At 72.2% G+C, this 26,214-nt stretch carries 26 protein-coding genes; 14 read left to right on the top strand and 12 right to left on the bottom strand.

Annotation, left to right across the window (positions count from 1 at the left end):
• Window positions 1-24 precede the first annotated feature (24 nt).
• The 3 genes from ABD343_RS40320 (at window position 25) to ABD343_RS40330 (ending at window position 3,302) form a co-directional block, all read left to right on the top strand.
• Window positions 25-1,182 carry an SAM-dependent methyltransferase gene (locus ABD343_RS40320; protein ID WP_344535826.1) on the top strand — a complete coding sequence of 386 codons (1,158 nt, stop codon included), beginning with the start codon at window positions 25-27 and terminating at the stop codon, window positions 1,180-1,182.
• 67 nt (window positions 1,183-1,249) lie between these two features.
• Window positions 1,250-2,680: a dihydrolipoyl dehydrogenase family protein gene (locus tag ABD343_RS40325; RefSeq protein WP_344535827.1), complete on the top strand. Its 1,431-nt coding sequence runs from the start codon at window positions 1,250-1,252 to the stop codon at window positions 2,678-2,680.
• A 202-nt stretch (window positions 2,681-2,882) separates the two neighbouring features.
• The gene (locus ABD343_RS40330) at window positions 2,883-3,302 is read left to right on the top strand and encodes an ankyrin repeat domain-containing protein (protein ID WP_344535829.1); all 420 of its coding nucleotides are present in this window, start codon (window positions 2,883-2,885) and stop codon (window positions 3,300-3,302) included.
• A 71-nt stretch (window positions 3,303-3,373) separates the two neighbouring features.
• On the opposite strand, the gene phsA is transcribed toward ABD343_RS40330, so the two are convergent.
• Window positions 3,374-5,299 carry an O-aminophenol oxidase PhsA gene (gene phsA / locus ABD343_RS40335; RefSeq protein WP_344535830.1) on the bottom strand — a complete coding sequence of 642 codons (1,926 nt, stop codon included), beginning with the start codon at window positions 5,297-5,299 and terminating at the stop codon, window positions 3,374-3,376.
• A 223-nt stretch (window positions 5,300-5,522) separates the two neighbouring features.
• Between phsA and ABD343_RS40340 the strand changes: the two genes are divergently transcribed.
• Both ABD343_RS40340 and ABD343_RS40345 read left to right on the top strand, forming a co-directional pair.
• Entirely contained in the window at window positions 5,523-5,792 is a 270-nt protein-coding gene (locus ABD343_RS40340) for a muconolactone Delta-isomerase family protein (RefSeq protein ID WP_344535832.1), read from the top strand.
• 149 nt (window positions 5,793-5,941) lie between these two features.
• Complete coding sequence (locus ABD343_RS40345) at window positions 5,942-7,159, top strand: aminotransferase-like domain-containing protein (protein ID WP_344535834.1); 1,218 nt, start codon at window positions 5,942-5,944, stop codon at window positions 7,157-7,159.
• Between the two features lie 28 nt (window positions 7,160-7,187).
• Here the strand turns inward: ABD343_RS40345 and ABD343_RS40350 are convergent, their stop codons facing one another.
• Window positions 7,188-8,807 carry an ABC-F family ATP-binding cassette domain-containing protein gene (locus tag ABD343_RS40350; protein ID WP_344535835.1) on the bottom strand — a complete coding sequence of 540 codons (1,620 nt, stop codon included), beginning with the start codon at window positions 8,805-8,807 and terminating at the stop codon, window positions 7,188-7,190.
• A 108-nt stretch (window positions 8,808-8,915) separates the two neighbouring features.
• Between ABD343_RS40350 and ABD343_RS40355 the strand changes: the two genes are divergently transcribed.
• Window positions 8,916-9,584: a TetR/AcrR family transcriptional regulator gene (locus tag ABD343_RS40355; protein WP_425578387.1), complete on the top strand. Its 669-nt coding sequence runs from the start codon at window positions 8,916-8,918 to the stop codon at window positions 9,582-9,584.
• 35 nt (window positions 9,585-9,619) lie between these two features.
• Here the strand turns inward: ABD343_RS40355 and ABD343_RS40360 are convergent, their stop codons facing one another.
• The 3 genes from ABD343_RS40360 to ABD343_RS40370 form a co-directional block, all read right to left on the bottom strand.
• Window positions 9,620-10,030 (bottom strand): pyridoxamine 5'-phosphate oxidase family protein, encoded by a 411-nt coding sequence (locus ABD343_RS40360; RefSeq protein WP_344535838.1) that lies wholly within the window; start codon window positions 10,028-10,030, stop codon window positions 9,620-9,622.
• A 105-nt stretch (window positions 10,031-10,135) separates the two neighbouring features.
• On the bottom strand, window positions 10,136-11,614 hold the full coding sequence (locus ABD343_RS40365) for an MFS transporter (RefSeq protein ID WP_344535840.1): 1,479 nt from the start codon (window positions 11,612-11,614) through the stop codon (window positions 10,136-10,138).
• A 141-nt stretch (window positions 11,615-11,755) separates the two neighbouring features.
• A complete protein-coding gene (locus ABD343_RS40370) occupies window positions 11,756-12,250 on the bottom strand; it encodes a MarR family winged helix-turn-helix transcriptional regulator (RefSeq protein ID WP_344535841.1) in 495 nt (164 codons plus the stop codon).
• A gap of 264 nt (window positions 12,251-12,514) precedes the next feature.
• Here ABD343_RS40370 and ABD343_RS40375 point away from each other — a divergent pair, with 264 nt between their 5' ends.
• Window positions 12,515-13,354, top strand: a complete 840-nt coding sequence (locus ABD343_RS40375) for a nitroreductase/quinone reductase family protein (protein ID WP_344535843.1) — start codon at window positions 12,515-12,517, stop codon at window positions 13,352-13,354.
• A 189-nt stretch (window positions 13,355-13,543) separates the two neighbouring features.
• Window positions 13,544-14,221 carry a hypothetical protein gene (locus tag ABD343_RS40380; RefSeq protein ID WP_344535844.1) on the top strand — a complete coding sequence of 226 codons (678 nt, stop codon included), beginning with the start codon at window positions 13,544-13,546 and terminating at the stop codon, window positions 14,219-14,221.
• Between the two features lie 86 nt (window positions 14,222-14,307).
• Here ABD343_RS40380 and ABD343_RS40385 read toward each other — a convergent pair whose 3' ends face one another.
• The 3 genes from ABD343_RS40385 to ABD343_RS40395 form a co-directional block, all read right to left on the bottom strand.
• Window positions 14,308-15,144: an aldo/keto reductase gene (locus tag ABD343_RS40385; RefSeq protein WP_344535846.1), complete on the bottom strand. Its 837-nt coding sequence runs from the start codon at window positions 15,142-15,144 to the stop codon at window positions 14,308-14,310.
• Window positions 15,145-15,267: 123 nt separating this feature from the next.
• Window positions 15,268-16,008 carry a TetR/AcrR family transcriptional regulator gene (locus ABD343_RS40390; protein WP_344535848.1) on the bottom strand — a complete coding sequence of 247 codons (741 nt, stop codon included), beginning with the start codon at window positions 16,006-16,008 and terminating at the stop codon, window positions 15,268-15,270.
• A 3-nt stretch (window positions 16,009-16,011) separates the two neighbouring features.
• Window positions 16,012-16,707 (bottom strand): type 1 glutamine amidotransferase domain-containing protein, encoded by a 696-nt coding sequence (locus tag ABD343_RS40395; protein ID WP_344535849.1) that lies wholly within the window; start codon window positions 16,705-16,707, stop codon window positions 16,012-16,014.
• A gap of 235 nt (window positions 16,708-16,942) precedes the next feature.
• Here ABD343_RS40395 and ABD343_RS40400 point away from each other — a divergent pair, with 235 nt between their 5' ends.
• Entirely contained in the window at window positions 16,943-17,896 is a 954-nt protein-coding gene (locus ABD343_RS40400; protein WP_344535851.1) for a LysR family transcriptional regulator, read from the top strand.
• A 46-nt stretch (window positions 17,897-17,942) separates the two neighbouring features.
• On the opposite strand, the gene ABD343_RS40405 is transcribed toward ABD343_RS40400, so the two are convergent.
• Window positions 17,943-18,794: an alpha/beta fold hydrolase gene (locus ABD343_RS40405; protein WP_344535852.1), complete on the bottom strand. Its 852-nt coding sequence runs from the start codon at window positions 18,792-18,794 to the stop codon at window positions 17,943-17,945.
• Between the two features lie 84 nt (window positions 18,795-18,878).
• Here ABD343_RS40405 and ABD343_RS40410 point away from each other — a divergent pair, with 84 nt between their 5' ends.
• Window positions 18,879-19,469 carry a PadR family transcriptional regulator gene (locus ABD343_RS40410; protein ID WP_344535910.1) on the top strand — a complete coding sequence of 197 codons (591 nt, stop codon included), beginning with the start codon at window positions 18,879-18,881 and terminating at the stop codon, window positions 19,467-19,469.
• On the opposite strand, the gene ABD343_RS40415 is transcribed toward ABD343_RS40410, so the two are convergent.
• Window positions 19,466-20,284, bottom strand: coding sequence for an alpha/beta fold hydrolase (locus tag ABD343_RS40415; protein WP_344535854.1), 819 nt, complete (start codon window positions 20,282-20,284; stop codon window positions 19,466-19,468). The genes ABD343_RS40410 and ABD343_RS40415 overlap by 4 nt on opposite strands.
• A gap of 82 nt (window positions 20,285-20,366) precedes the next feature.
• Between ABD343_RS40415 and ABD343_RS40420 the strand changes: the two genes are divergently transcribed.
• Window positions 20,367-20,735, top strand: a complete 369-nt coding sequence (locus ABD343_RS40420; RefSeq protein ID WP_425578388.1) for a MerR family transcriptional regulator — start codon at window positions 20,367-20,369, stop codon at window positions 20,733-20,735.
• Window positions 20,736-20,843: 108 nt separating this feature from the next.
• On the opposite strand, the gene ABD343_RS40425 is transcribed toward ABD343_RS40420, so the two are convergent.
• Window positions 20,844-21,212, bottom strand: coding sequence for a MerR family transcriptional regulator (locus tag ABD343_RS40425; protein ID WP_344535857.1), 369 nt, complete (start codon window positions 21,210-21,212; stop codon window positions 20,844-20,846).
• Window positions 21,213-21,481: 269 nt separating this feature from the next.
• Here ABD343_RS40425 and ABD343_RS40430 point away from each other — a divergent pair, with 269 nt between their 5' ends.
• Window positions 21,482-22,285, top strand: coding sequence for an aminotransferase class IV family protein (locus ABD343_RS40430; protein WP_344535858.1), 804 nt, complete (start codon window positions 21,482-21,484; stop codon window positions 22,283-22,285).
• 10 nt (window positions 22,286-22,295) lie between these two features.
• Here the strand turns inward: ABD343_RS40430 and ABD343_RS40435 are convergent, their stop codons facing one another.
• Window positions 22,296-23,804 carry a hypothetical protein gene (locus ABD343_RS40435; RefSeq protein WP_344535860.1) on the bottom strand — a complete coding sequence of 503 codons (1,509 nt, stop codon included), beginning with the start codon at window positions 23,802-23,804 and terminating at the stop codon, window positions 22,296-22,298.
• A gap of 206 nt (window positions 23,805-24,010) precedes the next feature.
• Between ABD343_RS40435 and ABD343_RS40440 the strand changes: the two genes are divergently transcribed.
• A complete protein-coding gene (locus tag ABD343_RS40440; RefSeq protein ID WP_344535861.1) occupies window positions 24,011-25,327 on the top strand; it encodes a sensor histidine kinase in 1,317 nt (438 codons plus the stop codon).
• On the top strand, window positions 25,324-25,998 hold the full coding sequence (locus ABD343_RS40445) for a response regulator (RefSeq protein WP_344535863.1): 675 nt from the start codon (window positions 25,324-25,326) through the stop codon (window positions 25,996-25,998). The genes ABD343_RS40440 and ABD343_RS40445 overlap by 4 nt, the downstream gene beginning before the upstream one ends.
• Window positions 25,999-26,214 lie beyond the last annotated feature (216 nt).

The following is a 26,214-nucleotide window of genomic DNA, read 5'->3' on the forward strand; positions in this document are numbered from 1 at the left end:
TCCGCGTGGAGAGGAGAAACCCCGATGACCAGCGACCCAGTGGGCTGGCGCGAGGCCGCCGAGCGCGCCCTCTACGGCCCCGGCGGTTTCTTCACACGCGAGGCCCCCGCCGACCACTTCCGCACCTCCGTCCACGCCTCGCCGCTCTTCGCGCGGGCCGTGGCGGCCCTCCTGAGACGCGTGGACGGGGCTCTGGGGCGCCCGGAGCGGCTGGACCTGGTGGACATGGGGGCGGGGCGCGGGGAGCTGCTGAGCGGCGTCCTGGCGGCTCTGGAGGATCCGGGGGTTCTGGGGGATCCGGAGGAGCCCGAGGAGTCCGGGGCCCTGGGACGGGCGGCGGAGGGTCTCCCCATGGACGCCCCTGACGACCCTGACGACCCCGGCGGCCCCGACGCCGGTGATGCCCCGGACGCTCCGGACGCCGCGAACACCGCGGACCTCCTGCGCCGCCTGCGCCTGTACGCCGTCGAGCGCGGGCCCCGGCCCGCCGGGCTGGACGCCCGGGTGGAGTGGCGGAGCGAGCTGCCGGGGCCCGGGACGCTCACGGGCCTGCTCTTCGCCAACGAGTGGCTGGACAACGTGCCCCTGGACGTCGTCGAGAACGACGCCGAGGGGATGCCGCGCCTCGTGCTCACCGACGCCGAGGGGAACGAGCGCCTCGGGGGCCCGCCCGGCCCGGAGGACGCCGCGTGGCTCGACCGCTGGTGGCCCCTGGCGGGCGCCGGGCCCGGCGCCCGCGCCGAGGTCGGGCGCCCGCGCGACGCCGCGTGGAACACGGCCGTACGGACGCTGCGGCGCGGGGTCGCCGTCGCCGTCGACTACGGGCACACCCGGGAGACCAGGCCGCCCTTCGGGACGCTCACCGGGTTCCGCGCGGGGCGCGAGATCGCGCCCGTTGCGGACGGGACGGGCGACCTGACGGCCCATGTCGCACTGGACGCCGTCGCGGAGGCCTGCGCCGGACCGTGCACCGAGGGCGCGCTGCTCACCCAGCGGGAGGCGCTGCGCGCCCTGGGGATCGACGGTTCCCGGCCGCCCCTCGCACAGGCGAGCCACGACCCCACCGCGTACGTGAGGGCGCTGGCCTCCGCCGGGGAGGCGGCCGAGCTGACCGATCCGCGCGGGCTGGGCGGATTCGGATGGCTGGTGTGCGGGGTGGGCACGGAGCCGCCTCTCCCGTAACGTGCCGCCTCTTCCGTGCGCTCCTATCCTGACCGCACGGCCGGAACCGTCGACGGAGGAGGCCGGAATGGGGCGCGAGTGCGATGTCGTCGTCATCGGGATGGGACCCGGCGGCGAGGAGGTGGCGGGGAGGCTCGCCGAGGCGGGGCTCGACGTCGTGGGCGTCGAGGCGGAGCTGCTCGGCGGTGAGTGTCCGTACTGGGCGTGCGTGCCCAGCAAGATGATCGTCCGCGCGGGGAACCTGCTGGCCGACGCGCGGCGCGTGCCCGGCATGGCGGGCGACGCACGGGTCGAGCCGGACTGGTCGCCCGTCGCGGCGCGCATCAGGGACGAGGCCACGACCGACTGGGACGACGCGGCGGCGGTCGAGCGCTTCACCGGCAAGGGCGGCCACTTCGTCCGTGCGCGCGGACGGCTCACCGGCCCCGGCCAGGTCGAGGCCGGCGGCGAGACGTACACCGCGCGGCGCGCGGTCGTCGTCGCCACCGGTTCCGCTTCCTGGGCCCCGCCCGTCGACGGCCTGGACGCGGTGCCCTACTGGACGAACCGGGAGGCGGTCTCGGCCAAGGAGAGGCCGGAGTCGCTGCTCGTCCTGGGCGGCGGGGCCGTCGGTGTCGAACTCGCGCAGGGGTACGCCCGTTTCGGCACGCGCGTGACCGTCGTCGAGGCGGCGGACAGGCTGCTGCCGCCGGAGGAGCCCGAATCGGGCGCCCTGGTCGCACGGGTGCTGGAGTCGGAGGGCCTGACCGTACGGACACGGGCACGCGCGGCGTCCGTACGGCACGAGGGCGACACGTTCACGCTCGTCCTGGACGGCGGTGAACAACTGCGGGCCGACCGGCTGCTGGTCGCCACGGGGCGGCGGCCCCGGCTGTCCGGGCTGGGCCTGGAGACGGCCGGGCTCGACCCGGAGGCGCGGACCCTGCGGGTGGACGGCCATATGCGCGCGGTGCCGGAAAAGCACGGCGGGCTCCTCGGACACGGGCATGGCCACGGGCGCGGCGGGGAGCCGGGGCTGTGGGCGGTGGGCGACGTGACCGGAGAGGGCGCGTTCACGCACATGGCGATGTACCAGGCGGACATCGCGGTGCGCTCCATCCTGGGCGAGGACGGCCCCGCGGCCGACTACCGGGCGGTGCCGCGCGTGACGTTCACCGACCCGGAGATCGGCGCCGTCGGGCTGACCGAGGAGGCGGCACGCGAGCAGGGCCTCTCGATCCGCACGGGCATCGCCGAGGTGCCGTCCAGCACGCGCGGCTGGATCCACAAGGCGGGCAACGACGGCTTCATCAAGCTCGTCGAGGACACCTCCCGCGGCGTGCTCGTGGGCGCCACGTCCGCGGGACCCGAGGGCGGCGAGACGCTCTACGGGCTGGCGGTGGCCGTACGCGCCGCCGTGCCGGTGGTGACGCTACGGGACATGATCTACGCGTACCCGACGTTCCACCGGGGCGTCCTGGACGCGCTGGCGGACCTGGACCGGCCCGAGCGCGCGTGAGGCACGGAGGCACGCGTGCCGCACGCAGACAGGCGTGACGCACGGAGACACGCGTGACGCACGGAGACACGCGTGCCGCACGCGGGCACGGACGCGGAAACGGCCGTCCGTACGTGAGCCGGGCCCGTACGGAGTCTGCCCGTACGTAAGCTGACGCCTCGGCGTCCGACATCAAGCACGCAGGCAGGGAGGCTCACACGCCATGTCCAACGCACCCACGCCCGAGAGCGACGAGCCCGCGCACGACCCCGAGGTCCTTGAGCTGGCCCAGCGGATCTTCGGCCTGGCGCGGAACGGCGACACGGACACGGTCGCGGCCTATGTGGACGCGGGCGTGCCCGCGAACCTCACCAACGACAAGGGCGACTCGCTCCTGATGCTCGCCGCCTACCACGGGCACCCGGACACCGTACGGGCGCTCCTCGCGCGCGAGGCCGACCCGAACCGGCTGAACGACCGGGGCCAGTCACCCCTCGCCGGCGCCGTCTTCAAGGGCGAGGACGAGGTCGTCCGCGCCCTGTTCGAGGCCGGGGCCGACCCGCGCGCGGGCCAGCCCTCGGCGATCGACACGGCCCGCATGTTCGAGAAGCGGGAGCTGCTGGAGCTGTTCGGGGAGGGGTGATCCCACGCCCGGGGCCCCTCCCCGAACAGCGGCACTGCCCCCGCACGACGGCACCTGACGCGGCGGCTCGCTCAGCCGTCGTGCGGGGGGCCGCCGTCGTGCGGGTGGCCGCCGCCGTGCCCGTGGTCGAACTTCATGACCTCGGGCGGCATGACCGTGAAGGGACGCATCATTCCCGCGTCCTCGTGCTCCAGCAGATGGCAGTGGTACATGAACCTTCCGTGCGCCCCGTCGAAACGGCCGATCACGTTGACCATCTGCCCCCGGGGCACCTGGAAGACCTCCTTCCAGCCGCTCTCCCCGGGCGGCACCGGCACGGAATCCTCGGCCCTGTAGACGACGGGAGTGGTGGTCCCGCCGACCGTCTTGCTGAACCCGGACGTGTCGTACCCGTCGCGGGCCAGGACCTGGAAGTCGGCCAGATGGATGTGCATCGGGTGCATGGGGTCGACCGGAGCGGAGCCCAGGTTGAGGAAGCTCCACTGCTCGTAGTCGTTCTGCTCGACCTTGTAGCCCAGGGCGTCGTCGAACATCCGGGCCGTACGGCGGTACGTGCGCAGCACTCCGTCCTTTCCGCGCACCTGCACGACGCCGTCCCGGGGCTCGACGGGCCTGTCCCCCACCTCCCCGGTGATGTCGGCCATCTCCCAGATCTCCGGGTGACCGCCGCCGCCCTTGGTGCCGGGCGGGGTGAGCAGCACCATCCGGTGGCCGTGCGGAGTGTCATGGGTGAGCCGCTGGAACGACGGAGAGAGCGTCTCCGGAAGAGTGAACGGCTCCGGGTCGCCCGACGGCTCGTCCGCGACGCGGAACTCCATCACGTGCGGGAACGGGATCCCCGCCGGCCGGTCCGGCCTGCCGAAGCCCGTGCCGCCCGTGTTGACGAGCCGCAGCCTCCTGCCGCGCAGCGCCCGGAAGTCGACCAGGAGGTCGAAGCGTTCCGCGGGAGCCACGGACAGCACCTTCCGGCGTGCCGGGTCCCGGTCGTCCGCGAACGGCACGTCCACGGGGCGCGGGAGCAGCCCGCCGTCGCTGCCGATCTGCTTGACCGTCCCGTCCGGAACGGGCCGCCCCCTCTCGTCGACGAGCGCGAGCGCGTACGTACGGGCGTTGGAGGCGTTGACGAGCCGGAAGCGGTACCAGCGGGGCTCGACCTCCAGGTACGGCCAGATCGTGCCGTTCACGGTCGCGTACGGGCCCGTGAACGGCAGGGTGACGTCCTTGCCGGACTCGGGGTCCGGCCCGAGGTTGATCACCTTGTAGAGCAACTGGCCGTTGAGACGGCCGTCCTCGTCCTCGTCGAGGTTCCGGTCGGCCAGGACGAGCGGGATCTCGTGCTCCCCGCGCGGCAGGCCGAGCGCGTCCTCCTCGGCGTCACGGACGAGATAGGTACCGACCAGCCCGGCGTAGACGTTCCACCGGGTGATGTTCATGGCGTGGTCGTGGTACCACCACTGGGTCGCCGGATGGTCGTTCGGGTACTCGGAGAGCTGGGCGTCCCCGGCCGCCACGGCGTTCTCCGCCCAGCCGTCGTTGCCGCCGCCGGTGACGCCGCCGTGCAGGTGCGTCACCGTCCAGGCGGGCAGCGCGGCGACGTTCTCGTCGGGCTTCACGCCGTCCCTGCCGGGATGGTTGGTGTTCGGGTCCTTCGGGTCACCGCGGCCGACCGCGACGGACGCGGCCGGGTAGGTGCCGGTGATCCGGTTCGTCCACGCGACCCGTATCCGCTGACCGCGCCGCACCTCCAGGGTGGGCCCCGGGGAGTGCCCGTCGTATGTCCATACGCGGGTCGGCGGGAGCTGCGAGTGCAGCCGGGTCCAGGTCTCGGTGAGGGCGATCTCGACCCGGCCGTCGGGGCCGGGCCGCAGGGTCGGCGGGACGCGCAGGGCGTCCGTGTACGGCGTGAGCGCGCCCTCCTCGGGCGCGGCCTCCGCCGCGTTCCCCTCCCCCTCGTCTGGTGTGAAGAGCTCTTCGATGGTCTCGATGAAGTCGGACAAGTGAACCCCCGTTACTGCGATTTCACCGGACCGCCCCCTGAGGGGCGAATCACGGTAAAGGGGACACATGTGCGCCCTTCCGAGGTTGCGCGTGCCCCCTGGGTGCCACCGGATCCACGCCACCACTGGCGCCGCTGCCGTAGCCGGGGGTGGCCAGCGGTCGGAGCCACTCCACGCATGTACGGACAAGGGTGCTAGGTTGCGCTCTGTGCAATTCATGGTCATGACTGAGCGCTTTACGCAGCAGTTCACCGAGGACGAATTCGCCGAGGTGCTGCCCCAGGAGACCGAGGCCGTACGGGAGATGTACGCGGACGGTGCCGTGCGCCAGATCTGGCTGCGGGGCGACACCAGGGGCGCCTGCTTCCTCCTGGAGGCCGACTCCCTCGCGGAGGCCGAGGCGGCCGTCTCACGGCTCCCCCTGGCCCGCAGGGAGATGTCCGAGTTCCGCGTGATCCCCCTGCAGCCGTACGGCGGCTTCGGACCGCGCTGAGCCACACGGCCCTTCTACGGCCCCCACGGCCCCTCTGCGACCTCGGGGCCCCTCTACGGACTCGGGGCCCCTCTACAGCCTCGGTAAGGCTCTGACCAGCGGTCCTGTAGCCTCCAAGGCCGCTGGAACGAACAAGGAGTCGCCTCGTCATGAGCACCGCGAGCCCCCGGAGCGCCGCCGCGCCCCCGCCCGCTCTCTCCTCCCGCGCCACCGCCGTCGGCGGCTCGGCCGTACGGGAGATCCTGGCGACCACGGCCAAGCCGGAGATCATCTCCTTCGCGGGCGGTCTGCCCGCCCCCGAACTCTTCGACGTGACGGGCCTGGCCCGCGCCTACGACGCGGTGCTCGCCGATTCGGGCAGCGCGGCGCTCCAGTACAGCACCACCGAGGGCGACCCGGAGCTGCGCGGCGCGATATCCGCCCGCCTGACGGCCGGCGGGCTGCCCACGGACCCCGCGTCCCTGCTGATCACGGCCGGTTCACAGCAGGCGCTGACCCTGCTGGCCACCGCGCTGATCGAGCCCGGCGACACGGTGCTGGTCGAGGACCCGTGCTATCTGGCCGTCCTCCAGGTCTTCGGCTTCGCGGGCGCCCGAGTGGTGCCCGTGCCGTGCGACGAGTACGGGCCCGACCTGGAGGCCCTGGACGAGCTGCTCGTCCGCCTCCGTCCCAAGCTGCTCTACACCGTCCCCACCTTCCAGAACCCCACCGGCCGCACCATGCCCGCCAAACGGCGCGAGGCCGTCGCGGGACTGGCCGCACGGCGCGGCCTCTGGCTGGTCGAGGACGACCCGTACGGCGAACTCCGTTACGAGGGCGAGGACGTCCCCCGCCTCACCGCCTGCGCCGGGGCCGTGGGCGCCGGGGACCGGGCCGTGCTGCTGGGCAGCTTCTCGAAGATCATGGCCCCCGGCATGCGCCTGGGCTGGATGCGCGCCCCCGCCGAACTGCTGCGCGCCTGCACGGTCGTCAAGCAGTCCGCCGATCTGCACACCCCGACCGTCAACCAGATGGCCGCCGCGCGCTATCTGGCCGACAACGACCTGGACGCGCACATCTCCCGTATCCGCGCGGTCTACGGGGAGCGCCGCGACGCCCTCCTCGCGGGACTGCCGGACGCCCTTCCGGACGGCTCGCGGTGGAACCGTCCGGAGGGCGGCATGTTCGTCTGGGCCCGCCTCCCCGAGGGGTACGACGCCGCCGAGCTGCTCCCCCGTGCCGTCGCGCACGACGTCGCGTACGTCCCCGGGGCGCCCTTCCATGTCGAGCGCCCGGACGCGGCGACGATGCGGCTGTCGTTCGTCACCCACACCCCCGCCGAGATCGAGGAGGGGCTGCGCCGCCTGTCGAAGGCGCTGTCCTCTTAAGAAGCTGCCCTCTTGAGAAGCTGTCCTCTTAAGAAAGGGCGAGTTCGCGGCCCTTCCAGCGGGAGCGAAGCAGGCGGTCGTGGCTGACGAGGACCACCGCGCCCTCGTACATCTCCAGCGCGGCCTCCATCTCCTCCACCAGGGCCAGGGACAGATGGTTCGTCGGTTCGTCCAGCAGGAGCACGTCCGACGGCGTGGTCACCAGCCGTGCCAGCGCGAGCCGCTGGCACTGCCCGGTCGAAAGGGCCGTCACCGGGACGGACAGCTTGTCCGGAGTGAACAGCCCCAGGGAGAGCAGTTTCTCGGCGTGCTCCTCGGGCGTCCCCGCGCGCCCGCGCGCGTAGGCACGCAGCAGCGTCTCGCCGGGGCGCCCGGGGCCGGGCTCCTGCGGAAGGTGGCCAACGCGTCCCTTGGTCACCAGATGGCCGCCGGGAGGGAGTTCCCCGGCGAGGACGCCCAGCAGGGTGCTCTTCCCGGCCCCGTTGGGCCCGGTGACGAGCACACGGTCGCCCGCCTCGACGGCGAGCGCCGTCGGCGCCAGGCGGCCGGGAACGGTCACGCCGTCGGCTTCGAGCAGCGGCCCCTCCAGCCGCCTCCCGCCGCCGAACGACGGGGCGAAACGGAGCGGTTCGGGCGGGGGCGGCACCGGCTCGGCCAGAAGGCGGCTCAGGCGCTCCTCGGCGTTCCGCACCCGGCTGGCGAGGGACTGCTGCACGCGGCCCGCCGCGCGGTCGTACGCCATCTTGTTGCCGTCCTTCATGGCGCGGCCCGGCGCGACCCTGCGGGCCGTCGTGGCGGCGGACTCGCGCAGCCGCGCGATCTCGTCCGTCCAGCGCGCGTGTTCCTGCTCCCAGCGGCGCAGGGCGGCGGCCTTTCCGGCGAGATAGCCCGCGTACCCGTTGCCGTACCGGACGACGGTGCGGCGGTCGGCGTCGACCTCCAGCAGGGTGGTGGTCACGCGTTCCAGGAAGACCCGGTCGTGCGAGACCGCCACGGTCGTGCCGCGCCGGGTACGGAGATGTTCCTCCAGCCAGGAGAGGGCCGCAGCGTCCAGATGGTTGGTGGGTTCGTCCAGGAGCAGCACCTCGGGGGCCGCCGCCAGGACGGAGGCGAGACGCAGCCGTACCTGCTCGCCCCCTGAGAGGGAGTCCACGTGACGGCCGCGCGGCAGGAGGCCGAGGCCGAGCCCGTACAGGGCACGCTCGACGCGGGCCTCCGCCTCGTAACCGCCCCGCTGCTCGAAGACGGTGAGCAGTTCGCCGTATTCGGCGAGGGCGTCCTCGGCCTCCTTGGCTTCCTCGGCCCCTTCCGCCCCTTTGGAGATGGCGGCTTCCAGATGGCGCAGCCGCGCCTCCATGGAGCGCAGTTCGGACAGGGCCCTGTCGATGACGTCCTGGACGGTCAGATGCGGGGGCAGAGATTCGTCCTGGGCGAGATGGCCGACTCCTCCGTCGGCGCGGACGACGATCTCACCGCTGTCGGGCCGGTCGAGCCCGGCGAGCAGGCGGAGCAGGGTGGACTTCCCCGACCCGTTCTCACCGATGATCCCTGTGCGCTCACCGGCGGCGAACGAGACGGTGACGTCGGAGAGGACGGTCAGTTCACCGAAGGACTTGGTGACGGCGAGCGCCGTGATCTGCGTGGGCATACGTGGTCTCCGGAGCGTTCGAGATGGGTGCGGGCCAAACCGGGTGAACGCTGCGGAAGAGCACGGGCTACCTCACTAGTGCGACAACAGTTGCGTTAGCATGGTGCCATGGGTACGTCAGCGAGGGCAAGTGCCTCCTCAGAGGCCGAGGGACGTTCCGGGCGGTCGCGTGAGCGTGCTCCTGGGCGGTCTCCTGACCGACCTTCTGGGCGTCGCCCCGGGGGCCGGACCGCCCGGGTGCGGGCCCAGGTGCTCGAAGCGGTCGGCGCCGAACTCGTGGAGGGCGGGTACGACGCGCTCACCGTCGACGCGGTCGCGGCCCGCGCGGGTGTGCACCGTACGACCGTGTACCGCCGCTGGCGGGACGTGGGAGGCCTTCTCGCGGACGTTCTCGACGCCGGGGCCGACGACGACTGGACTCCGCCGGACACGGGCGCCCTGGATGACGATCTGCGCGCCCTCAACCGCGAGCTGTACGCGGCGCTCACCGCGCGCCCCTCCGTGACGGCCGCGCTGATCGCCGCGTCGTTCCGCTCGGCGGAGGCCGCCGAGGCGCTGCGCCGCTTCTGGGAGGACCGGTACGGGCGCTGCGAGGTCCTCGTCGAACGCGCCGCCGGGCGCGGGGAACTGCCCCGGGACACGGACGCCCGCCGCGTGCTGATCGCCGCGACCGCGCCCCTGTACCACCATCTGGTGCTGCTCCGCTCCGACCCGGACCCCGCCCTCCCCGAACAGGCCGCGCGGGACGCGGCACGCGCGTTCGGGGTGGCGCGGTAGAGGCAGCGGTGGGGACGGCAGTAGGGACAAGGGCCTTACGACCCGGAGGGGAAGTCCAGCGCCGTCCCGTAGAGACGTGCGGCCCGCAGCTCGATGGTCACGCGGTCCTCGGTCTCACCCCCCGGGTCGGGTACGACCGTCGCCTCGCCCTCCACCACAGCGAACGACCAGACGTCCGGCCCGTACACATGCAGTGCCACATGAGGGTCGCGCCCTATGTGACGCACCTTGAGGCGGTCCTTGGTCGCGGAGACCCGTACGGTGCGCTCCTCCGGGTCCCACCGGTAGACCACGGTGGACAGATGCGGATGCCCGCTGCGCTTGACGGTCGCGAGGACCCCGAACTGCTGCTCCTGGAGCAGCGCGTCCAGTTCCGCGTCCGTGAGCACACGGGGCGCGGGCTTGGCTTCTTCGGACTGGGCGTCGGCTGCGTCGGCGGCGTTCATAGGTGCTCCTTCGGAGAGGTCAAGAGTGGAGAGGGGGCGAAGGGTGGAGAAGGGATAGGGGCGGAGAAGGACTAGGGGGCGCGAGGTGTGGGCCGTACGCCCTGGTCAGGCGCGAGGGCGCCGGAGGACGAGGGCCGCTACGGCGAACGCAGTCACGAGGAGACCCGTCGCGACGGCGAACGCCAGGTGATAGCCGCCGGTCAGCGCCTCCGCGCGGGACCGCCCCTCGGCGAGCAGCGCGTCCGTACGGGAAGCGGCCAGCGTCGAGAGCACGGCCACGCCCAGCGCCATACCGATCTGGCGCGTCGTGTTGAAGAGACCGGAGGCGAGTCCCGCGTCGTCCTCCTGGGCGCCGGACATGCCGAGGGTGGTGAGCGCGGGCAGCGCGAGCCCGAACCCGGCAGCGAGCAGCATCACCGGCAGCAGGTCGGTGACGTAGTTCGCCTGGACGGGGAGACGGACGAGAAGGCCCAGGACTCCCGTCAGCAGGACGAGCCCGGCGAGGAGCACGGCGCGTTCGCCGAAACGGGCGTTGAGGCGGGCGGAGACGCCGAGGGAGACGACGCCGATGACGGCGGCCGCGGGGAGCATGGCGAGGCCGGTCTTGGCCGCGCCGTAGCCGAGGACCTGCTGGAGGTAGAGGGCCACGAGGATCTGGAAGGAGAAGAGCGCGGCGACCATCAGGACCTGCACCAGATTGGCGCCCGCGACGCTCCGCGAGCGGATGATCCGCAACGGCATGATCGGCGTCCGAACGGTTGCCTGGCGGACGACGAACCCCACGAGCAGCACCACAGCCAGTGCGCCGAGGCCCAGCGTCCGCGCCGAGGTCCAGCCGTGGCTCTCGACCTGGACGACCGTGTAGATCCCCAGCATCAGCCCCGCGGTGACCAGCAGCGCCCCGGGCCCGTCGGCGCCCGCGGCGAGGCCGAGGCCGCGATCGGCGGGGAGCGAACGCAGCGCGAGGACGAAGACGGCGATCCCGATCGGCAGATTGATGAAGAAGATCCAGTGCCAGCTCAGCGCGTCGGTGAGCACGCCGCCGAGCACCTGCCCGATCGAGGCGCCCGCGGCGCCGGTGAAACTGAACACGGCGATGGCGCGGCGCCGTTCACGCGCCTCGGGGAAGAGCGTGATGAGGATGCCGAGCCCGACAGCCGAGGCCATCGCGCTGCCGACGCCCTGGAGGAAGCGCGCGGCGACCAGCAGCGCCGGGCTCGTGGCGGCGCCGGCGAGCATCGACGCGAGAGTGAACACCGCGCCCCCGGCCAGGAACATCCGCTTCCGCCCGAGCAGATCGCCCATCCGCCCGGCCAGCAGCAACAGGCCGCCGAACGCGATCAGATAGGCGTTGACGACCCAGCTCAGACCCGCGGGCGAGAACCCCAGGTCGTTCTGGATGGCGGGCATCGCGACGGTCACGATGCTGCCGTCGAGGATCACCATCAGCGACTCGGTGGCGATCACCCCGAGGGCGATCCACCGGGAGCGCGGGGCGCGGGAGAGGGCTGGGCCCTGGGCGGGGACCTGCGCTGGGACTGGAGCTGGGGTCGAGGCTGGAGTCGGGGGCACAGCAGGCGACATGGGTCTCTCCTGTCATGAGGACGACAGAAGAGAACGTAGCAGATAGTTTTGTTGCGGACTATCTTTCTCGGATCTAACCCTCGGTCGGCGCCCGGACCGACGGACCTCCCACCCCTCCTCGACCGGGCCCCGGCCCGACCCCTACCCCTTCTCCCCCCGCTGCCGCGCCCTCCGCACCGGGCGCTCGCTCTCGACAGGGGCCGCGAGATGCCCCCCTGCCAGCCGCTCCAACGCCTTGACGAGCGTCTCCCGTTCCCGCTGCCGCAGCGCCGACAGCGCCTCCACGTGCACGTGGTCGACGATCTCCTGGCTCTCCCGCGCGACCCGCTCCCCCTTCTCCGTCACCGCGATGATCCGGGCCCTGCGGTCGGTGCTGGACGGGCGGCGCTCGGCGAGCCCGGCTTTCTCCAGCGCGTCGACGGTGACCACCATCGTGGTCTTGTCCATGTCGCCGATTTCGGCGAGCTGGGCCTGCGTCCGCTCCTCCTCCAGGGCGTGGACCAGCACGCAGTGCATGCGCGCGGTCAGCCCGATCTCGGCCAGCGCCGCGGACATCTGCGTGCGCAGCACATGACTGGTGTGATCCAGGAGAAAGGACAGGTCGGGCTGGGTGCGCGTGGGCGCCATGGCAGTCATACCGCCAGGGTAGCGATTCGTTCCGTGTTGGATAGATCCGTACAGGATGGAACCGTGCAAGATAGTCCGCCAGAGAATCGTTTCGCCGAATCCCATTGCCCCGTCCCCTCCCCCGTAATACCGTGCTTCCCGTGACTACCGGGTCGGCCATGGGCCACGCACGAGTGAGGCGCCCGGCCACGGCTTGACCGCCGGGCGGGCGAGAGGCCCGCCTTCGCTGCATTCCCTCCGCGAATCTTTTTCCTCCGGACGAGAAAGCAGCGAATGCCGAACGACTTCAACCAGCACATCATCACCGAGTTCCGCGCCAACGAGGGCCGCGTCGGCGGCACCTTCGAGGGTGCCCGCCTCCTTCTCCTGACCACCACGGGCGCCCGTTCCGGCGCGCCCCACACCACCCCGCTCGGCTATCTCGCCGACGGCGACGGACGCGTGCTCGTCATCGCGTCGGCCGGCGGGGCGCCGCGCCACCCGGCCTGGTTCCACAACCTGCGGGCGCACCCGCGTGCCACCGTCGAGTCGGGGGCGTTCACGTACGAGGTCACCGCGACCGTTCTGGAGCGCGAGGAGCGCGACGCCGCGTTCGCGCGCGCCGTGGAGACCGATTCGGGCTGGGCCGACTACCAGGCGAAGACGGACCGCGTGATCCCCGTCGTCGCCCTCGACGCCGTCCCCGGCCCGCCGAACCCCAACGCCGACGACTGGGGCGAGGCGCTCCGGGTGGTCCACAACGCCTTCCGGCGCGAACTCGCCCTCATCCGCGACGAGATCGTCTCCTCCGGACCCGGTATCGGCGCGCAGCTCCGCATCAACTGCCTCACCCTCTGCCAGGGCCTGCACAACCACCACACGGGCGAGTCCCTCGGCATGTTCCCCGCACTCGTCGACGCCGACCCCTCGCTCGCGCCGACCGTCCAGCGGCTGAACGAGGAGCACGAGAAGCTCGCCGCGCTCCTGGAAGAGCTCCAGCAGCTCCTCAGGGCGGACGGCATGGAGACGGCTCGCCTCCTCGCCGAGGTCGAACGCATCACGGACGATCTGGAAGCTCATCTTCTCTATGAAGAGGAACAGTTGATACCCGTTCTCCAGGGGGCGGGCCGCTGACGGCCCCCTCCCACGGGCGGACCTCGCCCCGGGACGTACGACCGGGGGCGTACGAAGAGGAGTCAACGCCCGCAGGATTCTCCCGCCCCCGGCTGGCACGAACCTGGCAGCACGACGGAACACCGGACCGGAATCCCGGAAATCCCGGAATGCCCGGAAGCCCTGGAAGCCCTGGAAAGGGAGCCCCTCATGCTGCTGTTCGACGTGTACGTACCCCGAGGCGCGCTCGGCCCGGACGAGCGGCAGGCCCTCGCCCGCCGCCTGGTCGAGGCGCTCACGACCGACGACGGCACACACGCGAGTGAGGTCCTCGACGTCGCCAGGACGCTGGCCCAGGCGCTCGTCCACGAGACCGACGGCTGGTTCGTGGGCTCGCGCCCGGGGGAGAACGGCGCCGACCCGGCGGATCCGCCGCGCTATGTCGTACGGGTCAGCGTTCCGGGGGCCTGGCGCAAGAGAATGGGCGACAGCGTCATCGAGAGGGTCACCCGGGCGCTGGCCGAGACCGAGGAGGCCGCCGGGCGCGATCCCGAACGGCTGTGGAACTCCCCGCACGCCACGGTCCACATGCTCGGCATCTCCGAGGGCGGGATCGGTCTGTACGGGAAGAGTTTCGGAGCGGACGATCTGCTGGAAGAACTGACGCGCACCTACCGGCAGAACCTCTCCCAGGGCAAGGTCCCCACGCCACCGCTCGGCAGGCTGCTGGACCCGGTGTGCGGGATGACCGTCGAGGCGGACACGGACCTGAAACTGGAGCACGGCGGCACGGTGTACGGCTTCTGCCATCACACGTGCCGCCGTCGCTACGCCGAGGAGCACGGGCTGCGCGAACAGCTCGTGGACCTCGACGCCTTGAACGGGTGAACGGCATGAACGGCGCCTGACCGCTCGACAGTCGGCGAGCGGTCAGGCGGTCGGCCGGTCGGGCGAGCGGCCAGGCGGGCGGCCGGTCAGCCGAGCCAGTTCATGGTGGCCGGGTCGGCGCCGATACGGCCGCCGCGGTCCAGGCCCGCGATGTCGTTCATGTCGGTTGCGTCCAGCGCGAAGTCGAAGACGTCGATGTTCTCCTTGATCCGCGACGGGGTCACGGACTTGGGGATGACGACATTGCCGAGCTGGAGGTGCCAGCGGATGACGACCTGGGCCGCGGTCTTGCCGTGCTTCTCGGCGATGCGCGCGAGCACCGGCTCACCCAGAAGCTCCTTGCCCTGGCCGAGCGGGCTCCAGGCCTCGGTGGCCACGTTGTTGCTGGCGTTGAAGGCGCGCATCTCGCCCTGGGCGAAGTACGGGTGCAGCTCGATCTGGTTGAGGACCGGCACGATGTCCGTCTCGTCCAGCAGGCGGCCCAGGGTCCGCGCGGTGAAGTTGGAGACGCCGATCGCCTTGGCACGGCCGTCGGCGTAGATCTTCTCCATGGCGCGCCAGGCCTCGACGTACCTGTCCTGCTCCGGCACCGGCCAGTGGATCAGGTACAGGTCGACGTAGTCCGTGCCCAGGCGCTCCAGGCTGGCGTCGAACGCCTTGAGGGTCTCGTCGTGGCCGTGGTCGCTGTTCCACAGCTTGGTGGTGAGGAACACGTCCTCGCGCGCGACGTCCGCGTCGCGCAGCGCACGGCCGACGCCGGTCTCGTTCTCGTAGATGCGGGCGGTGTCGACCGAGCGGTAGCCGGACTGGAGGGCCGCGGACACGGCCTCGTACGCCTGGTCGTCCTCGACCTGCCAGACGCCGAAGCCGAGCTGCGGCATGCGGAGGCCGTTGTTCAGGGTGAGGTGCTGCTGCGTAGTCATGATGAGCCGTGCTTTCTGTGCGGGGTGTTGCTGTCGGGGAGATTGATCTTGGGGACGGGACGGGGAGGGGGATGGGGGTGGGAGGCAGTGGGCGGGGGGGCCGCCAGCGGCCGTTGAAGGTCGTCAGGGACTGTCCCCAACGGGACGGTCCGCCTCGGCATGGTCCGCCTCGGCATGGTCCGCAACGGACCCCTCCACGGCGGATCCATCCGCGACGGATCCATCCGCGGCGAACCCGTTCGCGCCGGACCCGGCCGCACCCGTCGGCAGCAGGCCCGCGAGCAGGGCCTCGGCCGCCGGGCCGAGGAGACGCGCTCCGTCGGGCACGGACTCCAGGCCGATGACGAGCGCGATGCAGATGTCGGCCGCCTCGGCGGGCTCCACCTGCCCCTGGCCCCGGCCGCCCGCCCCGGCGGCACCCGTCCCCGCGGCACCCGCCGCCGCGGAGGCCTCCGCGAACGTCTCGGCGAACGCGTCCGCCAGCATCCCGCGCAGCCGCGCGGTGAAGTCGTGGCAGATGTCGCCGAAGAGGCGTGCCTTCTCGTCGAGGAGTTCGGCGGCGTGCGGGGAGTCACCGGCGAGCTGGAGCACCAGGTCGAGCTTGGCGGCGAGGATGCCGCGCACGCGTTCGGCGGGCGGGAGGTCCGATTCGGCGGACTCCCTGGCGCGTTCGAGCGCCTGGGTGTGCAGCCGTTCGGCGAGCCTGCGGAAGGCGTCGTCCTTGCCGCGGACGTAGAGGTAGACGGCGGAGCGGGAGACGCCCATGACGGTGGCGATGTCGTCCATGGTGGTGCGGCGTACGCCGTATCTGACGAGACACGTGTACGTCGCGTCCAGGACCTCGTCGAGCCGCCCGGTGCCCATGGGTCAGGCCAGCTTCTTCAGCAGTTCGACGGCCAGGGGCGCGGACGAGGCCGGGTTCTGGCCGGTGACGAGCGTGCCGTCGACGACCACGTGCGGGGCCCAGGGCTCGCCCTCCTGGAACGCGGCGCCCGCCTCCGTCAGCCGGTCCTGGAGCAGCCAGGACGCCTTGTCGGCGAACCCGGCCTGGCGCTCCTCGGCATTGGTGAACCCGGTGATCCGGTGGCCCGCCACGGCGTGCGCGCCGTCCTCGCGGGTGGCCGCCAGGAAGGCCGCGGGGGCGTGGCAGACCACGCCGAGCGGCGTACCGGAGTCGAGGGCCCGGGTGATCAGACGACCCGAGTCCGCGTCGACGGAGAGGTCCTCCATGGGGCCGTGGCCGCCGGGGTAGAAGACCGCGGCGTAGTCGGCCAGGTCGACGTCCTCCAGGCGTACGGGGTGCTCCAGCTCGGTGAAGGAGGCGAGCGCGGCGCTCATGCGTTCCGCGCCCTCCTGCCCGCCGTTGGCGTCGGGGGAGAGGCTGCCCTGGTCGACGGTGGGGACGACGCCGCCGGGGGTGGCGACGACGACCTCGTGGCCGGCCCGCGTGAACTCCTCGTACGGGGCGACGGCCTCCTCGGCCCAGAAGCCGGTGGGGTGCCGGGTGCCGTCGGCGAGCGTCCAGTGGTCGACACCGGTCACCACGAAAAGGATCTTTGCCATGCCACTCATCTCCACTGCTCGGGATCGGCCGTCCGGGTTCCGCGCCCCACGTTCCGCGTGCGCGATCCGCGCGCGTGGGCTGCGGATGATGGCCTGGCGGATCGTCTACGTTCTGACGTTCTGCACGCAGAACGTCAGCGCGCCCACTGATCTCGAACGTAAGCGCGTTCGCCATCGGTTTCCAATAGAAGATCCTCTGGCTCCCATAGAGATCCCAATGAGTAAAGTGAGCCGTATGCGGGATCTGAATCTGTTGCGGACCTTCCTGGCCGTGTACCGTTCCGGGTCCTTCACGGCCGCCTCCCACCTGCTGGGACTGTCGCAGCCGACGGTGACCACGCAGATCCGCGCCCTGGAGCGGCAGCTCGGGCGCGAGCTGTTCGAACGGCTGCCGCGCGGCGTCTCCCCCGTCCCCTTCGCCGACGAGCTGGCCGCCCGCGTGGTCGCCCCGCTCGACGCCCTCGCCGCCGTCGCGGGCGGCGGCACCGGGGATCCGCAGGCGGACGAGACGCCTCGCCCCGACCCCGTCCACCTCGCGGGGCCCGCCGAGCTGCTGTGCGCCCGCGCGCTGCCCGCGCTCGCGCCGCTGGTCGAGGACGGCGTACGGCTCCGCGTCGGTACGGGCCTGACCGACGCGCTGCTGGAGGAAATGCGCGCGGGCGGCCGTCACGACCTGGTCATCGCGACCACGCGCCCCCGCGGCCGGACGCTGAGCGCCGTGCCGCTGATGGACGAGGAGTTCGTACTGGTCGCCGCGCCTTCTTGGGCGGAACGGCTGAACGCCGACGCGGGTGCTGATGCCGGTGCCGGTGCCGGTGCCGGTGCCGCTACCGCGGACGAACTACCGGCCGCCCTGCACTCCGTGCCCCTGATCACCTACGCCGAGGACCTGCCCATCGCCCGGCGCTACTGGCGCCATGTCTTCGGCAAGCACCTCTCGTGCCAGGCCGCCGTCACCGTGCCGGATCTGCGGGGTGTGCTGTCGGCGCTCACGGCGGGCGCGGGGTTCAGCGTGCTCCCCCGCTACCTGTGCCTGGACGAGCTGGCCTCCGGTGCCCTCGTAGCGCTGCGCGAGCCGGAGGATCCGCCGATCAACACCGCCTATCTCGTCCAGCGCCCGGGCTCGGCGGCCAACCCGCATGTCGCGCGCGTACGCGACCGCCTGCTGGAGGCGGCCCGCTCCTGGTGAACGCCCGCGCCCCGGGTGCCGGGTGCCGGGTGCCGGGTGCCGCTCCTCAGGGACGCAGCGCGGCGGCCGTCGCCCGTACGAACGCCTCCGGGTTGTCCAGCATGACGTTGTGCCCGCAGTCGGGTACGGGCACGACGGTGACGCCGCCCGCGACGAGCCCCTCCTCGTCGGGCAGGGGTCCGTCCCCCTCGGGGCGGAGGAACGTACGGGGGATCTCCAGCTTCAGCAGCAGCTCCCGCATCGTCGGCACCGTCGCGCGCGCCAGGTGGACGGCGCTGCGGTGCAGCGCCTCACGTCCGGCCAGCCGCATGGTGGACCACCAGTGGGGTCCGGCCTTGTCGCGCACCGCGCGCCAGCCGCCCGCGAGGAACTCCTCCTCGGTCTGGGCCGATATTCCGCTGCTGCCTGGACCGTTCCGTTGCGGATCGATCGGATCGAGGTTGGCGTCGATCAGAACCATCCGCGCGACCAGGTGCGGGTGGCGGGCCGCGAGGACGATCGCGACCGAACCGCCCATGCTGTGCGCGACGACATCCGCGCCGCCCGCCCCCAGGTCCGCCGCCTCCAGGGCGCGGGCGAGCGCGTCGGCGTGCTCCTCCAGGCTGTAGCCGAAGTCGGCGGGCCGGTCGCTGATGCCGAAACCCAGCAGATCGACGAGGAGAGAGCGCGGCCCGGCGAGCAGGGGGTGTGCGGCGCTCGCGGCGAAGTACGGGCCTGACGAGGCGCCGAGCCCGTGCAGCCAGACGCGCGGCCGCGCGGAGGCGATGCCGACCCCGCCACCGCCACCGGCACCGCCACCGGCACCGGCACCGGCACCGGCACCGTCCCCCTCCCCGGCGGCCGGGATCTCCACCCATCGGATCCGCGCCCCGTCCGGGGTCACCTGGGCATCGCGCATGGGCCGTCCTCCTCGTACGCCGTATACATCGCCGAGACTATACATAGGTTGCGAGGTATAGCGACGGTGAGGGAAGATACTCGGGTGTTGGAGCTGGCCATCCTGGGATTCCTGTACGAGCAGCCGCTGCACGGCTATGAGCTGAAGCGCCGCGTCGCGCACCTCACCGGCCATGTGCGCCCCATCGCCGACGGGACGCTCTATCCGGCGATCAAACGGCTGGAGCGCGCGGGCCGGCTCGACCGCCGTACGGAGCCGGGCAGCAGGGCCGCGCCCCGCCACACGCTGACACTGACCTCCGAGGGCCGGGACGAGCTGCGCCGCAGGCTGCGCGAGGCCGACGACACGGACATCAGCGACGAGAACCGCTGGTTCACCGTGCTCGCGTTCCTCCGCCACCTCGACAGCCCGTCCGAGCAGGCGGCGGTGCTGCGCCGTCGGCTGGCCTTCCTGGAGCGGCCGAGCAGCTTCTTCTACGAGGGCGACCGGCCGTTGCCCGCGGAGGAGGTGGAGGACCCCTTCCGCAAGGGGCTGCTCACGATCGCCCGCGCCACGAGCGAGGCGGAACTGCGCTGGCTGAAAGGCGCACTGAAGGCGCTCGACGACGCCCCTCGAGGCGAGACGCCGCGAGACGGGACACCGCGCAGTGGGACACCGCGCGGCGGAGCCGCCTAGGCGGCCTGCCCCGCGAGGAACCGCCGTACGTGCGTGAGCCACTCCGCCCTGTCGGTCTCGTCCAGGATGTGGGCGCCGCCGGGGAGTTCGAGGAGGGTGGCTCCGGCGATGCCGTGCGCGAGGCGGCGCGTACTGTCCGGCAGGACCAGACGGTCGCCGGTCGGCACCGCGACCAGGGTGGGCACGCGGACGTGGGCGAGGTCGTCGCGGACGTCGACGCGGGTGATGAGTTCGAAGTGGGCGGGCATTCCGTCGGGCATTCCCGCCAGGACGCCGTTGACGGCCTCCTCGATGTCGGTGGGGGACATCGCGGCGAGGTGGTGTTCCGCGAGGACGGTGAGCGCCGCGAAGCGGGCGACCGCACGCCGTTCGCCCGCCTCCGTGAGCGTGGCGATGAGGCGCGCGGCGCCGTCGAGCACGGGGTCGGCGACGGCGAACCCCGCGGTGAGGACGAGGGCGGTGACACGTTCGGGGTGCCGGGTCGCGACCCGGACCGCTACGGCGCTGCCCAGCGACTCGCCGAGGACGGCGAACCGCTCGTGCCCACGTTCGACGGCCGAGGCGACAAGGCTGTCGGCGAGCACGTCGAGGTCGAGCGGCTCCTCCGGAAGCGGTGTACGGCCCACTCCCGGGTAGGACGGTCCGATCACCGTGTGGTCCCGTGCCAGATCGTCCAGGACGAGACCAAAGTTGCCCTCAATCCCGCCGCCCGCGCCATGCGCGAGCAGCAGCGCGGGGCCGCTCCCGCGGGTGAGGACGTCGAGTTCGTACCGCTCGTACCGGTGGGGGCGAAGAAGTGCCTGGTCAGTAGCCATGTCCAGAACGCTAAACTCCGACATTGGTGTCAGAGTCAAGTCGGCTCTCACCCTGAGTCCGAAGGGGATGGTTTCGTTGCGGATGAAGGAGATGGCCCGCCGGTCCGGGGTCCATGAACGTTCGCTGCGCTACTACGAGCAGCAGGGCCTGCTCTCCCCCGAGCGGCTGCCCAGCGGCTACCGCGAGTACAGCGAGGCGGACCTGGAGACCGTGCGCCGTATCCGCTGCCTGCTGACGGCCGGGCTCTCGACCGCCGTCATCGCCCAGGTCCTCCCCTGCATCCGCGACGACGACGGGCGCCTGGCGCCCACCTGCCCCAACCTCGTGGGACAGCTCCGTACCGAACGGGAGCGCATGACCCGCGAGATCGACGCCCTGCGCACCTCGCGTTCCCTGCTGGACACGGTGCTCGACGCCGCGCCCCGCGACGTCCTCAGCCGAGCGGGCTGACGGGCCGGGCGGACCGGCGTCGAGGTACCGAGCGAGTCGGCGTCGAGAGGGTCGAGCTGACCCTGGGGCCCGGCGCCGGGGGCCCAGGGCCCCAGGTGGGGACTTCTCTCAGCGCTGCGTCGACGGCGCGGGATCCGGCTCGCCCAAGTAGCTCGCCAGCGCGCGGCGGTTCCGCTGGAGGTCGTCGATGCGCGCGTCCGTGGCCGCCAGCTCCCGCCCCAGGACCTCGCGCAGGTCCACGCACATCTCGATCTCGGGCCGTTCGCCGCGCACGCACGGCAGGATGTCGCGGATCAGCTCGGTGGACAGGCCCGCGTCCAGCAGAGCCCGTACCTGCCGCACGGTGAGGAAGGCGCCCTCGTCGTAGTGCCGGTAGCCGTTCGCGCCGCGCTGGGCGTCGAGCAGGCCCTGTTCCTCGTAGTACCGCAGCAGTCGCGTACTGACGCCGGTGCGCCGTGACAGTTCCCCTATCAGCATCTGCGTCTGCCCCCCCCGTTCTCCGACATGGCTCGTCCCAGCGGCGCGAGCTTGACCTTCTCACCGGTGTGAAGCCATAGCGTCGGCGTCGTGAGCGGGCATTCCGTAGGCCCGTTCCGCGCCACATCGTTTCCGAATCACTGCATCACTTCTGAATCACTTCCGAATCATTTCCGACCGTACTGGTTCCGATCCGGATCGTCTCCATCGGCACCATCTCGCGGCAACCGGTTCCGAGCCGTACGGTCCCCTACCGCAGGAGTACCGCGATGACCTCTTACGTCGTGCAGCGCGACGGCCGGGCGGCGACCGCCGAGGAGCTGGGCCCGCTCGCCTTCGCCGGATACGCGCACTTCACCGCCATGCAGGTACGAGGGGGCCGGGTGCGCGGGCTCGATCTTCATCTGGAGCGGCTGCGTTCGGCCTCGGTCGAGCTGTTCGGCCGGGCGCTGCCGGACGAGCGCGTGCTGTCCGAGCTGCGTACGGCGCTGGAGGCCGGGCCGTCCGACCTCTCCCTCAGGGCGACCGTGCACTCCCCCACGGGCGAGTTCAGGGTCCCCGACCCCGACGCCGAGCCCGAACTCCTCGTCCGTACCGGCCCGCCGACGAACGGCCCCGAGGGCCCGCTGTCCCTCGCCGCCTTCCCGCACGAGCGGGTCGTGCCGGAGATCAAGCACGTGGGCGAGATGGCCAAGACGTACTACCTGCGCAAGGCCGTGGCTCAGGGCTTCGACGACGCCGCGTTCCTCGACGGCCGGGGAAGGTTGAGCGAGGCATCGATCTGGAACCTGGCCTTCTGGGACGGAACGTCGGTGGTGTGGCCCGAGGCCGCGATGCTGGGCGGTACGACGATGGCCATCGTCCGGCGGCAACTGGACCGGCTCGGCGTCCCGCAGCTCACGCGGGAGATCACGCCCGCCGATCTCCCCGCGCTCTCCGGCTCCGTCGTCATGAACTCCTGGACGCCGGGCGTCCCCGTCCACCGCATCGCCGACACCAAGATCCCCGAGGCCCCGTCCTTCCTGGAGCTGCTCCACCGCGCGTACGAGAACGAGCCGCCGACGGCTCCGTGAGCGGGCGCCCTCACCGCCGCCGGTCGCTCCCGGAGCGTCCCAGCCCCGCCACCGCCCACTTCGCCCGGGTGGACAGTCCGCTCAGGGCCTTCGCCGATTCCTTGCCGATCGTGTCCAGGAGGAGGCGGGAGTGCGCCATCGTGCGGCGGGCGAGCTCCGTCTCGCCCGCCCCGACGGCGGCCAGCGTCAGTTCGAGATGCTGCTCGGTGATCAGACAGCCGAGGCCGCGCCGTGGCCACGAGGAAACCGTCCCGTCCGGCGGGGCACCCACCTTGGAACCGTCGATGCCGACCGCCGTCCGTGCGCGTTCCAGGGCGCGTTCGGTGGCGGCGAGGTCGCCCTTGAGGCGTTCCAGACGGGCGAGTACGTACGCCTCGGCCGCCCGGTCGGCCGCGGTGCCCTGGAGGGAGAGGAGGTTGAACTGGGCGCGTGCCGCCTGTGCGTGGTCGCCGAGGCGTTCCAGCGCGCGGCTCACCGCGCGCAGCCGTACCGGGTCGGGGCCCGTGTCGTCGAGGATGCGGATGAGCGCGACCCGGGCGTTCTCGACGAGGCCCTGCCGGTGGGCCAGCTCGATCCAGGTGAACTCGTCCTCGACGGCGTCCGCGACGGCGTTCTCGCCAGCGTCCGCGACGGCGTCCCGCCCGTATGCGAGTGCGCCCGCCACATCGGTGACCTGCCCCGACGTGGCCTCCCGCAGGAGCGGAACGTCCTCTTCCCGCCCGTACGACGCCACCAGCGCCGCCGCCAGCCGCCGTTCGTGGAACCACTCGCTCCGCTCGGCGTTCTCGCGCTCCAGCAGGAGCCGGAGCAGCGGCAGGTCGCCGCCTTGGCGGTCGGCCCACGCCGCACGCAGCATCCCGGCCCGTAGCAACGGATCGGTCAGCGTTTCGTCCGCGTCGGAATCGTCAGCTTGCGGATCGTTCCGCAACCGCGACAGTGCCTCGCGGCCCGGGGCGAGGACGAGGTCGCGCAGGGGCTGGCGGTAGCGCCCCTCCAGTCGGTACGCGCACAGTTCGGCGGAGTTGAGGAGCACGTGGTCCGGTTCGGTGCGGCGGGTCGCGGCCTCGTCCATGGCGACGAGTTCCGTCAGCGGCCGGTCCGTCGGCAGCCCCAGGCCGCTGAGCAGCGCCGTCCGCTGCGCGTCCAGATCGGGCGCGAACTGCTCCCGCGCCTCGGCGTCGCCCTCGCGCACCGCCGCGCGCAGCCCTTCCTCGTCCAGTTCGGGCGACACGTCCTCGCACCACCACGGCAGCCGGACGAGGAGTTCCACGGCCTCGGCGACGCTCTCGCCGCACAGCGACGCGTGGCCGTCGGAGGAGGCGTGGAGCACCGTCCTTCCGCCGCACAGAAAGAACGTGCCGCCGGTGTCGTCGCCCGCGATCGGCTCCAGCGACGCGCCGGAGGCGAGGTGGACCTCCTCGACGTGGTCCGCCCGTTCGATGTCGAAGTTGAACGGAAACGCGGCCAGTTCGGCCAGATCAGGACGCGTACGCAGCAGCTCCAGAACACGATCGGTCATGCGATCGCACCCTAGCCCCCGCCCTGCCGTGCCGGAGCCCGTCCCTCATACCTGAGAGCCAGAGCGGAAGACGGCTCCTCGGGGTGAGGCCGCCCCGAGGGCAGGCCGCGTAATTTCGTGCCCGGGGCCACCAGGGACAGCTCGTAGGGCCGCACATGCCTTGCCCGACCACACGAACAAAAGGACAAATGGGCAATACTGACCGCATGACCAGCGCCAGCCCGGGGACAGGAACAGTGCCCGCCGCCCGCAGAACACTCGGCACCGTACGCAGGGATCTGTTCCCGTCCGCCCCGCAGCCGATGCCGCCGATGAGCGGGCCGCGGGCGCTGCGCCGGCTGCCGCATCTCGCGGTCGCGGCACTGGCCGCACTCGCGGCGTACTTCGGTACCGAGGACATGCGGGCGCGCCCGCTCGGGATGCTCCACGCGGCGCTGCTCGTGGCGGGCCTGCGCCGGCCGCTGCCCGCCTGGTGGCTGTCGCTGGTGATGCTGCCGCTCTTCTCGCTGCATCAGCCCTACTCCTCGTACGGGGGATGGGCATGGGCCGTGCACGCCGGGCTGCTGTTCCTGATCGCGCTGCGCAACCCGCCACGCGTACTGGCCTGGACCACGCTGACGAGCGCGGCACTTCTCCTCGCCCTTCAGACGTACGGGGCCGTGCCCTGGCGCTTCACCGGGATCATGCTGGCGCTGTTCGCCCTCGTCGTGGCCGCCGCGGCCGGGGTGCGGGGGACGCGGGAGGTCCGTGCCCGGCTCGCCGAGCAGGAGTCCGCCCTCGCGCAGGAACGGGCGCGCCGCACCGTGCTGGAGGAGCGTGCCCGTATCGCACGCGAGTTGCACGATGTGGTCGCCCACCACATGTCCGTCATCTCGATCCAGGCCGAAGCGGCCCCGTACCGGGTCGCGGATCCGCCCCCGGCGCTGGTCACGGCACTCGCCGACATCCGCGCGGGTGCCCTGGAGGGGCTCACCGAGCTGCGTCGCCTGCTGGGAGTGCTCCGTTCCGAGGACGCGACCGAGGCCGCTCCCGAGGGCCGCATCCCCGAGGCCCCGCAGCCCACCCTGGAGCGGCTCGACGACCTGCTCGCCGGTGTGCGTGCGGCGGGGCTCGACGTGACGGCTGTGGTCTCCGGGGAGCGCCGCCCGCTGCCCGGAGGCGTGGAGCTGGCGGCTTACCGCATCGTGCAGGAGGCGCTCAGCAACGTCCTGCGCCACGCCCCCGGAGCGGCAGCCCATGTCGAGCTGGAGTTCGCCCCGTCCGCCCTCCGGCTGCGGGTCCTCAACGGTCCCGCGCGGCGGCCCGCGCCGCCCTCGCCGGGAGTGGGCCACGGCATCCTGGGCATGCGCGAACGCGCCGCGACGCTCGGGGGAGAGTTCTCCGCGGGGCCCACGCCCATGTCCACGCCCATGTCCACGCCCACACCCACCCCCACACCCACGACCGGCGGCGGCTACGAGGTCACAGCGTTGCTGCCGGTGCCTGCCGCGGCCCCGACCGCAGACAGGGAACGAGCCGTATGACGATCCGGGTGATGATCGCCGACGACCAGGCCATGGTCCGCGAGGCCTTCTCGGTCCTTCTCGACGCCCAGCCAGGCCTCGAAGTGACCGCGACCGCCGTGGACGGCCTGGAGGCGGTCGCGAAGGCCGAGGAGCTGCGCCCCGACGTGATGGTCATGGACATCCGGATGCCGGGGCTGAACGGCATCGACGCCACCCGCCGGATCACCCGGCAGCCCGGCCTGGACACCAAGATCCTGGTCCTGACCACCTTCAACCTCGACGAATACGTGTACGAGGCCCTGCGCGCCGGAGCGAGCGGCTTCCTCCTCAAGGACGCCTCCGGGGTCCAACTGGCCGAAGCCGTACGCACGGTGGCCGCCGGCGAGGCCCTGCTCTCCCCCGGCTTGACCAAGCGGCTGATCACCGAGTTCGCCCGGTTGAGCAGCTCCACCAGGCCACCCGTTCAGGTACGGATCGACGAACTCACCCACCGTGAGACGGAGGTGCTGACCCTCGTCGCCCAGGGGCTCTCCAACGCGGAGATCGCCGCCGAACTCGTCGTCGCCGAGCAGACCGTCAAGACCCACATGGGCAGCATCCTGCAGAAGCTCCAGTTGCGGGACCGTACCCAGGCGGCCGTCTTCGCCTATGAGACGGGCCTGGTCTCCCCGGGCCGCACCAACCTGTGACCCCTACCTGAGAGCCAGGCAGAGGAACGGCTCCACAGCGTGAGGCCGGAGCGGGTGCCCGGTTTCTACCGTTACGGCATCCCCTCTCACCCACCTCACAGAAGCAGGAGCACAGCCATGCCCACGCCCAGGCCCACGACCACGCCCCCCGACCCCCACCCACGCTCTCGCCCGCACACGCCCCCACACCCACACTCCCGGGGAAGCCGCGCGGTA

Source organism: Streptomyces albiaxialis (genome assembly GCF_039530985.1).
Lineage (GTDB): Bacteria > Actinomycetota > Actinomycetes > Streptomycetales > Streptomycetaceae > Streptomyces > Streptomyces albiaxialis.